This window comes from Rhizobium sp. GW821-FHT14E12 (assembly GCF_058803745.1).
The window spans coordinates 70977-81567 of record NZ_JBXAPH010000014.1; the positions used below are offsets into that span (position 1 = coordinate 70977).

Sequence of the window (10591 nt, forward strand, 5' to 3'; positions counted from 1 at the left end):
CCGTCAGGCCGACAGTAGCTTCACCACCGCCCGGATCGCTTCGGGATCACCCGACTTCGGCCTGTATTCGAGCCCCACCCTGCCCTCGTAACCATGGGCGAACAGCCAGTTCAGCCGGTCAACGAGATCAATCTCACCCGTGCCCGGATCGTTACGGCCGGGATGATCGGCGATATGGACATGGACGATGCGATCGACGCGTCCATTGACGACCTCTTCCGTGCGCTCACCCATCACCGCCGAATGATAGATATCGTAGACGATACCCACTTCCAGCCGACCGACCTCGTCGACAATATCGAGGCCTTCCACCGTCGAGGACAGATAATAGCCGGCATGATCCACCAAAGTGTTCAGCGGTTCAAGGCCGAGGCGCACGCCCGACCCTTTGAGGATATCGGTACCGGCATGCAGGGCGGAGACCAAGGCGGCACGCTGCTCGGCGCGCGAAAATTCCGGCAGATCGTCGCCCGCCTGCGCGATCAGAATCGGAGCGCCAAGGCGCTGGGCCACCTTGACGGATTTCCACAATCCCTCCAGCCACGCTTCCTTGTTAGCCGGATTCGTCAGCGCGATCATCGGTTCGGCGACGATGCCCGCGACGGCGATGCCGGTCTCCGCGACGGCCGATGCAATCGCATCCAGATCCTTGTTCGTCCAGCGCCAGAACTCGACCGCGCTGAGGCCGGCCGCGTGCGCCAGCCGGATACGATCGGCGAAATCATCACCATCGCGGGCAAACAGCCATTCGATGCACGCCGAAAATTGCCGCATGAAAATCTCCTCTCCAAACAAGCCCGCAGCATAAATCCTTAAATCGGTTCCGATTTAAGGGCAAATTTATGCAGCAATCGTAGAGTGTTACAGCGTCCTTTACGTGTCAGTTTGACGCGCGGCGCTGTAGAGGAGTGCGACAGATCGACAGCGGCGGCAAGGGGCTGCGGCTAGAATTGTGGAGCCGGTCGCCGCATCGGGGGTCGAACGGCCTCCACGTTCATCGCAGTCAGGACCCGCATGTCGCGGCGGAAGTCCGAAGGCGTCATGCCGGCGATATGGCGGAAGGACTTGTTGAAGGCGCTGATCGAGCCGAAGCCGCTGTCCATCGCCACCTGCAGCACATTGGCGCCGTCGCGCATCAGCATTGCCTGGGCGCGCGACAGGCGCAGCAGGTTCACATATTTGCCGAGCGTCATGCCCGTGCACTTCTTGAAGAGGTTCATCGCATATTTCGGATGCAGGTCCGCCGCCTTGGCGATATCGACCGTATCGATATCATGCAGGAAATTGCCGGCAATGAAATCGCACATCCGTGCCAAGCTGCGAGACGATTGCGGATGCACCTGCCCAGCCATCTCGGGCTCGCGTTTTTCCGGCAGCATGAGATAGGGCTCGAAGGCGATGCGCTCCAGGCGCAGCAGAAGTTCGGCAACCGCATGGCCGGCCTTGGCCGGATCGCCGGAGACCGCATAGCGATACCAACGCGCGAAATTCTCGTTGTCGGCGGCATCGGTCGCCGAGGTCACCAGGATCTGGCCCCGCATCAGTCGGCCGGAAATATCGAGCGGCAGGCGCATGCGGAAAAAATGCACCAGCGGCAGATGCGCGCCGGCATAGATCGAATCCTCCGACGAATCATCCATCTGATGCGGCTGCCCGCCCCAGAACAGACAGATATCGCCGGCCCGGAGCTGAACTTCATGATCGTTCATGCGGTAATGCACGGTGCCACGCATGATATAGTTGATCTCGACCTGCGCATGCCAATGCGGCTTTGCCATCAGGGGAGGATGGGTATGAAACATCTGCAGGGTGGTCGGCAGCCCTTCGATGCTGCTCGCACCCGGCTGATAGACCGCTCGATCACCCACCTTACTTTTCGCCAAGTCAATGTTCCCTTTTTAGGAGACAGAAGCGTACCGACAGATAGTTTAAGCGTGTTCGTTAGAGGACGGCAATTGAAAAGGGAGGATTTTCAATGCGTTTAAAACTTCTTGGCGCGACTACGCTCGCCGCCATGCTTGCTTCTGGCTCCGCATTCGCCGAGCAAACCACCATTACCGTCTGGAGCTGGAACGTCGCCGCATCGGCGCTGAAATCCACGCTTGAGGGCTTCAACAAAAAATATCCGGATATCAAGGTCGATGTGCAGGACATCGGCAACCCGCAGGTCTTCGACAAGATGCTGCCCGCTTGCGCCGCCGGTGGTGATGGCCTGCCCGACATCATGTCGATCGAAAACCACAAGGCCTCGATCTTCTGGAACCGTTTCCCGGACTGCCTGACCGATCTGACGAAACTCGGCTACACGGACGAGCTCAAGAAGCAGTTCCCGGATTTCAAGCGCGCCGAACTCGAAGTCGGCGATGCCGCCTACGCCATGCCTTGGGATTCCGGTCCGGTCGCGGTGTTCTACCGCCGTGATCTCTACGAGAAGGCCGGTGTCGATCCGGCAACGATCAAGACCTGGGACGATTTCATTGCCGCCGGCAAGAAGATATCGGCCGCCAATCCGGGTGTGATCATGGCGCAGGCCGATCTCAACGGCGACAGCGAATGGTTCCGCATGCTCGCCAACGAGCAGGGCTGCGGCTATTTCTCGGATGACAGCCAAAGCATTGCCGTTAGCCAGCCCGGCTGCATCAAGGCCCTGGACAAGGTCAAGGAGATCAAAGACGCAGGCCTGCTGAGCGCAGCGAACTGGGACGAAAAAATCCAGTCGAACAATGCCGGCAAGGTCGCATCGCAGCTGTATGGCGGTTGGTATGAAGGCACTATCCGTTCCACCTCGCCGGATCTCGCCGGCAAATGGGGCGTCTACCCGATGCCAAGCATGACGGCCGACGGCCAGCATGCAGCCAATCTCGGCGGTTCGTCGCTGGCGATTGCCAGCAGCTCGAAGAACAAGGAAGCCGCCTGGAAGTTCCTGGAGTATACGCTTGGCACCAATGAAGGCCAGGTCACGATGCTGAAATCCTTCGGTCTCGTGCCGTCGCTGCTGACGGCGGTCAAGGACCCCTTCGTCAACGAACCACTGCCATACTGGGGCGGCCAGAAGGTCTGGGCTGATATTCTCGCGACCCTGCCGAAAATCCGTCCGAGCCCCGGCACCCAGTATTTCAGCGACGCCGATGCAATCATCAAGGCGGTGCAGACCAAGTACCTTGCGGGCGGCTATCCGGACGGCAAGGCTGCGCTCGACGATGCAGCCCAGCAGATCGCCTCGGCGACCGGATTGCCGATCGCAAAGTGAGTGACACAGCCGAGCGCGCCTCCCAAGCCGCGCCCGGCATCCCCGCCGCCCTTGAGGCGGCGGGGATGTGCCTTGCACGTCACCTCATTGAGTACAAAAGGAGAAGGCTTTCATGCGGTTGCGAAACCGGAGCGCTTACGCGTTCCTTGCGCCCTATCTTCTGGTGTTCGCCACCTTCTGGATCTGGCCGATCATCAATTCATTCCTGATCTCGTTCCAGAATACGCGCGTCAATCCCTGGGTCTTCAGCGCTTCGGTCAATTGGGGACGCCTGTTCGGCGACCCGGCCTTCTACAACGCGCTTACCAATACGCTGATCATCCTGGTGATTCAGGTTCCGGTAATGATCTCGCTCGCCACCGTCATGGCGGTGCTGTTGAATTCGCCGCTGCTGAAAGCGCGCGGCCTCTTCCGCTTTGCCTTCTTCGCACCGGTCGTGGTCGGCGAGGTGGCCTATGCTGCCGTCTTCCGGTTGATGTTCAACCTCGATTTCGGGATCATCAACAAGCTTCTCAGCGGTGTCGGCATCGGGCCGGTTTCGTGGTTCGCCGATTCGCATTCCGCCATGCTGCTGATCATCATCGCCGTGACCTGGCGCTGGGCCGGCTATAATGCCATCATCATCCTCTCCGGGCTGCAATCGATCCCCGAGGACGTCTATGAGGCCGCCACGCTCGACCGCGTCGGCCCCATCCAGCAATTCATCCACATCACCCTGCCGCTCCTGAAGCCGATTATCCTCTTCTGCGTGGTGCTGTCGGTCATTGGCACGATGCAGCTCTTCACCGAACCGTATCTGATCACCAACCGCGGCGGCCCCGGCGGCGCGACTGAAACGCTCGGCCTGCTGCTCTATCGCCAAGGCTTCCAGTCGACCAACTTCGGCTATGCCTCCGCAATCGCTTACACCATGGCGGCACTCGCGGTAGCGATCTCTCTCCTCAATCTCTGGGTGGGGCGCGAACAAAAATGAAATCGAAATCAAAATCCACTCTGAAGCGTTCGATCGCGCTCCACGCGCTGTTGGTGCCGCTCGCGCTTATCTGGCTGTTTCCGCTCTGGATGATGTTCATCTTCTCGACCATGCCAGACGAGGGCATCTTCAGCCCATCCATCATCCTGACACCGTCGACGAGCTTCCTCGACAATGTCAAAAACCTGCAGGCCGACACCAACTTCTTCGGCGCGTTGACAATCTCCATTGTCGTCGCGATCGTCTATACCATCCTGTCGGTTTTCCTGACATCGATGGCCGGATGGGCGCTGGCCCGCTACCGCTTCCTCGGCCAGTCCCTCGTCATCGGCATCATCCTCGGAACGATCACGCTGCCCTATTCGGTCGTCATCATTCCGCAGTTCATCATGGTGGCGCGCAATTTCGGGCTGGCGAACACCTGGGTCGCGCTGATCGTGCCGCCGCTGTTCAATTCGCTCGGTGTGCTTTTCATGCGCCAGGCCTTCTCGATGATGCCGGCTGAGCTTTTCGACGCCGCCCGCGTCGAGGGCGTCAAGGAGTGGCAGATCTTCCTGCGTATCGCCCTGCCGCTTGCAAGGCCGACCATGGCCGCGCTCGCCATCATCCTGTTCCTCGCTTCCTGGAACAACTACCTCTGGCCGCTACTGATCAACTCCCGGCCGGGCATGATGACGGCGCCGGTGGCACTGGGAACGCTGATCGGCCTCACCAAGGTCTCCTGGGGCGGCATCATGGCCGGCGCGGTGATGCTGACGGCACCGATCCTCGTCATCTTCGTTCTCCTGCAACGTCATTTCATCGCCGGCATCGCCGCTGGCGCAATCAAGTAATTCCGGGAGATCCCGTATGGCAGAACTGTCCCTTACCAATATCGTCAAGCGCTACGGTTCGCTGGAAATCATCCACGGCGCCAATCTCGAGGTGAAGGACGGCGAATTCGTCGTCTTCGTCGGCCCGTCAGGCTGCGGCAAGTCCACACTGCTGCGCATGATCGCCGGGCTGGAGGATATTACCAGCGGCGAGCTCAGCATCGGCGGCCGCGTCGTCAACGATGTCGAACCGGCCGATCGCGGCATCGCCATGGTCTTCCAGTCCTATGCGCTTTATCCGCACCTGACCGTCGAGCAGAACCTCAATTTCGGCCTGCGCATGAACGGCAATCCGAAGGCCGATACCGATCGCCGCGTCAAACAGGCCTCCGAGATCCTGCAGATCACCGAGCTGATGCAGCGCCGGCCGAAGCAGCTCTCCGGCGGCCAACGCCAGCGCGTCGCCATCGGCCGTGCCATCGTGCGCGAACCGCAGATCTTTCTGTTCGACGAGCCGCTCTCCAACCTCGACGCCGAGTTGCGCGTGCAGATGCGCGTCGAAATCTCGCGCCTCCACAAGAAGCTCGGCACAACGATGATCTACGTAACGCACGACCAAACGGAGGCGATGACGCTCGCCGACAAGATCGTCGTGCTGCGCGGCGGCAATATCGAGCAGATCGGCGCGCCCCTCGATCTCTATGACGATCCGGTCAACCAGTTCGTCGCTGGCTTCGTCGGCTCTCCGAAGATGAATTTCCTGCTGGCCGAGGTCGTCGACAATCAACCGGGTCGCGTCGCGGTGGTCCTGCGCAATCAGCGCAATGTCCGCCTGTCGCTGCCGACCACGACCGCGCGGGTCGAAATCGGCGAGCAGGTGACGCTCGGCGTTCGTCCCGAACACTTCCTCGAGGCCGGACGCGGCGATGTCGACATGACCGTCGATGTCGACGTCGCCGAGCACCTCGGCAATACCAGCTACATCTATGCCAATGTCGCCGACGGCGAGCAGATCGTGATCGAGCGTGAAGAATCTCGCAATGCCAGCAATCGGGACACGCTGACCGTCGCCCTCTCCGCGGCCAAGACATTTCTGTTCGACAGCGCCGGCAACCGATTGCGATAGGCGCCCATTCCAGCCCCTCCCAAGACAGCATGAAGATTGAGGAAAGGATTAGTTCCATGAGTACAGACGCACCCATCCGCTGGGGAATCATCGGCCCCGGCACGATCGCCAAAACATTTGCCGACGGCGTTGCGCATTCGCGCGGCGGAAAGCTTGTGGCGATCGCCAGCCGCAATCCCGACAAGCCGGGCCTCGGCGACAAGTTTCCCGGCGCACGCATCGTCAATGGCTATGAAGCACTGCTCGCTGATAAAGACGTCGACGCCATCTATATCGCCACACCCCACACCGGCCATGCCGAATGGGCCATCAAGGCGATCCGCGCCGGCAAGCATGTGCTCGTCGAAAAGCCGATCGCGCTGTCGGCCTATGATGCCGAGGCTATCTATTATGAAGCCAAGAAGGCAGGCGTCTTCGCCGGTGAAGCCTTCATGTACCGCGTGCATCCGCAGACGGCAAAGCTGATCGAACTGGTGAAAAGCGGCGTGATCGGCGATATCCGCATCATCCGCTCCTCCTTCGGCTTCAACATGGGTAGCGTCAAGCCGGAGCACCGGCTGTTTGCCAACGAAACCGCCGGTGGCGGCATTCTCGATGTCGGTGGCTATCCGGTATCGATGGCGCGGCTGATTGCCGGTGCCGCCGACGGCAAGCCGTTCCTGGACCCGGAAAAGGTCTCCGGCGTCGCCCATCTCGGCCAGACCGGCGTTGACGAATGGGCGTCAGCAGTGCTGAAATTCCCGAACAACATCATCGCCGAAGTCTCCTGTTCGATCATGGCGAACCAGGACAATACGCTGCGCATCATCGGCTCCGAAGGCCGTCTCGAAGTCAAGGATTTCTGGTTCGCTTCCGGCCACAAGGGCGGTGTCGGCACGATCGAGCTCATCAAGGGCGGCGAGACGCAAGTCATCGAAGTCAAGGAAGAGCGCTGGCTCTATTCCTTCGAAGTCGACGCCGCCGGCGACGCCATTCGTGCCGGAGCCAAGGAATTCGCCTATCCGGGCATCGGCTGGGCCGATTCGATCGGCAACCTGCGTGTTCTCGACCAGTGGCGCGCCACCATCGGCCTCGAATATGAGGTCGAGAAGGCAACACGGCGGACGACCAACATCGTCGGTGCGCCCGTCACCAAGGGTAACAGCGTTCCGAAACGCAGCATCCCGGGCATCGCCAAGCCGGCATCGATCGTCACGCTCGGCTTCGAATTCTTCCCGAATTTCGCGGCGGCATCGCTGACGCTCGACGCCTTCTATGAGGCCGGAGGCAACGCCTTCGACACCGCCTATGTCTATGGCGGCGGCAAGACCGAGAGCATTTTCGGCGATTGGCACACCAGCCGGAAGGTTCCGCGCGAGGAGATCGTGCTGATCGGCAAGGGCGCGCATTCGCCGCTCTGCTACCCTGACATGATCGGCAAGCAGCTCGACCAGTCGCTCAACCGGCTTAAGACCGACTATGTCGACATCTACTTCATGCATCGCGACAACACGGCCGTTCCGGTCGGCGAATTCGTCGATGCCATGGATGCCGAGATCAAGGCCGGCCGTATTCGCGGCATTTTCGGCGGCTCCAACTGGACCCGTGCCCGCTTCGACGAGGCAATCGCCTATGCCGAGAAGAATGGCAAGACGGCACCATCAGCCCTTTCCAACAACTTCTCGCTGGCGGAAATGCTCGACCCGATCTGGGCCGGATGCGTCGCTGCCTCCGACGACGAGTGGAAGAGCTGGCTGAATGCCAAGCAGATCCCGAACTTCGCCTGGTCGAGCCAGGGCCGCGGCTTCTTCACCGACCGCGCCGGCCGCGACAAGCAGAGTGATGAGGAACTGGTGCGCGTCTGGTATTCCGAGCGCAACTTCGGCCGCCGCGACCGCGCGATCGAACTGGCGCAGAAGCTCGGCCGCAACCCGATCCATATCGCGCTCGCCTATGTCGTCGCCCAGCCCTTCCCGGTCATCCCGCTGATCGGCCCACGCACGATCGCCGAACTGGAAGACAGCCTCTCGGCGCTGGACATCAAGCTGACGCCGGAACAGGTGAAGTGGCTGGAAGGCTGATATCAGCTGATGATCGGCCCGGGAAACCGGGCCGGTTGCAGCGTATAGGGTGAAACGCAAACGGCCCGCTCCTCCATGGAGCGGGCCGTTTTGTTATTGTCGCCGCGTTGGATCAAGCCGCGAAATCGAATGCCTTGGTTTCGCAGCCTTCGAAGCCGAGAAGATAGGTCTTACGCTCGAGACCGCCGGCAAACCCTCGCAAATCCCCGGCCGCACCAATGACACGATGGCACGGCGCGATGATGGAGATCGGGTTCCGGCCATTGGCGGCGCCGACGGCGCGGATTGCCTTGGGCGCACCGATCTGCTCGGCAATCTGCGTGTAGGAACGCGTCTCGCCGAAGGGAATGGTGAGCAGCGCCTGCCAAACCTTCTTCTGAAACTCCGTGCCTGAAAAATCGAGCGGAAGATCGAAGACCCGTCGCTCGCCGGCAAAATATTGCCGCAGCTGCCGCTCCGTTTCCAGCAGGACTGGATGGCTGTCATCCTCGGCAATGATGGTCAGGGGCACGCGACCCGGGCGGTCATTGTCCCAGAGGATTGCCGCCAGACCTTCATGGCTGGCGACAAGCTTCAGCTGGCCGACCGGTGACATCATCCGTTTGAAAACATACTCTTGTCGCGCATCGTGCGCTGTCTTTGCCATATCGATATCCTCCTGCTCGAGACTGGAACGAGTGAGCCGGACGGCATTCTTCCCGTCCTCAGCCCGATAGTGCTGATTCGGCTACGTCGTCGTCGATACCAATATGATCAGAGCGACCTGTAACCGCCCACCCGAAAAGCGTTCCCGTAAGACGAAAGCGCAATATTGTGAGGCAAGATTCTCACCGGCACGCTCATGCTATCGTCTTCGCGATGGCCTCCGCGGCGGCCGCCCCTGTTTCATAAGCACCATGGGCCGTGGAATAGCGCATCAGCGAGCAGGCTTCACCGGCAAAGAAGAGACGCTGATCGTGAGGCGCGGCAAGGACCTGCCGCAGATCGGAAGCGCCAGGCACCGCATAGGAGTAGGATCCGCCGACAAAGGGCTCGCTTGCCCATGCGGACATCACTGCTGGCGACAGCATGCCTTCAATGCTCGAACCGAAGAAGCGCTTCAGCTGTTCCACGGAGAAATCGAATGCCGCGTCGGTCCCTTCCCGCTCCAGATCATGGGCAAGATCGCCCGCGAAATAGGCCTCTATGACGGGGGCTCCAAAAGGCCTCAGCTGATAAGCTCCGGTTCTACCACTATGACAGGAGCCAAGAATATGGGAATCAGCCGGAAAGGCCTCCGGCGTCCGCAGCTGCAAGAAAAGCTTGTTCGCCAGACCCAGCGGCAGCTGCGATGCCGCCTCGATCTTGTCCGGAAGCGGTGGCCAGAAGGTGATCCTTTCGGCCGCGAGAATATTCGTGGAGACGGCGATGATAACGGCTTTCGCTCTCAAATCGCCCTTCGCTGTCGATAGAATAATATGATCGACAGCGCTGTGATCGATGCGGTGGACTTCCGCTTCGGTATGAACCGTAACAGGCGCCGCATAGGTCGCAACCAGCGTCCCATAACCCTGCCGCACCCGCCAATCGGGACCCTGACCGGGATCGTAGCGGCTCTGATCGATAACAGAAGATCGGTCTAACTCCGCGCCGGTGAGGAAGGTGCCAAGCGCCTGAATATACCCGCTCCAGGGATTGTCCGCCGTAAGCAGCGCCGAGAGCGCTGCGTCCTCTTCGCCGTCATAGGCATAAATCCGCTCAAAGAATTCGTTGGCCGCGATGCGCGCCGCCTTGGCATCGCTATCATCCCTTTGCAATTGCAGCCCGCCCTCGCTCCAGGGCGCCGGCGTGCGATCGACCGTCAGGCCGATCTCCTCGGCGATCCTCGTCCAGGCATTCGTTCTCGCGCCATGCAGCCAGCCGCAACCGAGATCGAACGCAAAACCGCCGACTCCGGCCGGGTGCACCGTCCGCGCCCGGCCGCCGATGCGATCGGAAGCTTCGAGCAGCACAAGCGACAGATCGGGCCGTAGCGCCTGCAGCCGCCGCGCGGCGCCAACGCCGGCAGCTCCCGCGCCGATAATAGCGACATCGACACTGTCGCCCGCCAAAACTTCACCAGACATTCCGTTTCCTCGAGGAGAAGTCGCCTACCTTGCGATCAACCATGTTGATCCTATAGCAGGCACCTGCCCAGGGGATTAAGGGGGAAAATCGATATGAGGTCATGATCGGTATTCATGGATCAGTCGCTATGCTTGGGAATTAAAACGCCGACGTCCCGCTACTCGCGAGTTTTGGTATATTTGAAGTTTGGGAAGGTTTTGGTTTCGGGGTCAGGATTTGAACCTGCGGCCTTGAGGTTATGGTCGGCAGGACGACGCGCTAGCA

General features: G+C 60.5%; 9 protein-coding genes. 5 read left to right on the forward strand and 4 right to left on the reverse strand.

The annotated features are described in order from the left end of the window. Positions 1–3: 3 nt before the first annotated feature. Together AC1RO0_RS29330 and AC1RO0_RS29335 are read right to left on the reverse strand one after the other, a co-directional pair. On the reverse strand, positions 4–774 hold the full coding sequence (locus AC1RO0_RS29330) for a TIM barrel protein (RefSeq protein ID WP_498596050.1): 771 nt from the start codon (positions 772–774) through the stop codon (positions 4–6). Positions 775–944: 170 nt separating this feature from the next. Beyond that, on the reverse strand, positions 945–1889 hold the full coding sequence (locus tag AC1RO0_RS29335) for a helix-turn-helix domain-containing protein (protein ID WP_498596058.1): 945 nt from the start codon (positions 1887–1889) through the stop codon (positions 945–947). A gap of 86 nt (positions 1890–1975) precedes the next feature. On the opposite strand from AC1RO0_RS29335, the gene AC1RO0_RS29340 reads away from it, so the two are divergent. The 5 genes from AC1RO0_RS29340 (at position 1976) to AC1RO0_RS29360 (ending at position 8221) form a co-directional block, all read left to right on the forward strand. After that, positions 1976–3250 (forward strand): ABC transporter substrate-binding protein, encoded by a 1275-nt coding sequence (locus AC1RO0_RS29340; RefSeq protein ID WP_153370302.1) that lies wholly within the window; start codon positions 1976–1978, stop codon positions 3248–3250. Positions 3251–3362: 112 nt separating this feature from the next. Then, a complete protein-coding gene (locus AC1RO0_RS29345; protein ID WP_498596051.1) occupies positions 3363–4223 on the forward strand; it encodes a carbohydrate ABC transporter permease in 861 nt (286 codons plus the stop codon). Then, on the forward strand, positions 4220–5056 hold the full coding sequence (locus AC1RO0_RS29350) for a carbohydrate ABC transporter permease (protein ID WP_153370306.1): 837 nt from the start codon (positions 4220–4222) through the stop codon (positions 5054–5056). Before AC1RO0_RS29345 ends, AC1RO0_RS29350 begins: the two co-directional genes overlap by 4 nt. Positions 5057–5072: 16 nt before the next feature. Further along, entirely contained in the window at positions 5073–6161 is a 1089-nt protein-coding gene (locus AC1RO0_RS29355) for an ABC transporter ATP-binding protein (protein WP_498596052.1), read from the forward strand. 56 nt (positions 6162–6217) lie between these two features. Next, the gene (locus tag AC1RO0_RS29360; RefSeq protein ID WP_498596053.1) at positions 6218–8221 is read left to right on the forward strand and encodes an aldo/keto reductase; all 2004 of its coding nucleotides are present in this window, start codon (positions 6218–6220) and stop codon (positions 8219–8221) included. 112 nt (positions 8222–8333) lie between these two features. Here the strand turns inward: AC1RO0_RS29360 and AC1RO0_RS29365 are convergent, their stop codons facing one another. Both AC1RO0_RS29365 and AC1RO0_RS29370 read right to left on the reverse strand, forming a co-directional pair. Next, complete coding sequence (locus tag AC1RO0_RS29365) at positions 8334–8867, reverse strand: methylated-DNA--[protein]-cysteine S-methyltransferase (RefSeq protein ID WP_498596054.1); 534 nt, start codon at positions 8865–8867, stop codon at positions 8334–8336. Positions 8868–9060: 193 nt separating this feature from the next. Beyond that, positions 9061–10326, reverse strand: a complete 1266-nt coding sequence (locus tag AC1RO0_RS29370) for a flavin monoamine oxidase family protein (protein WP_498596055.1) — start codon at positions 10324–10326, stop codon at positions 9061–9063. Positions 10327–10591 lie beyond the last annotated feature (265 nt).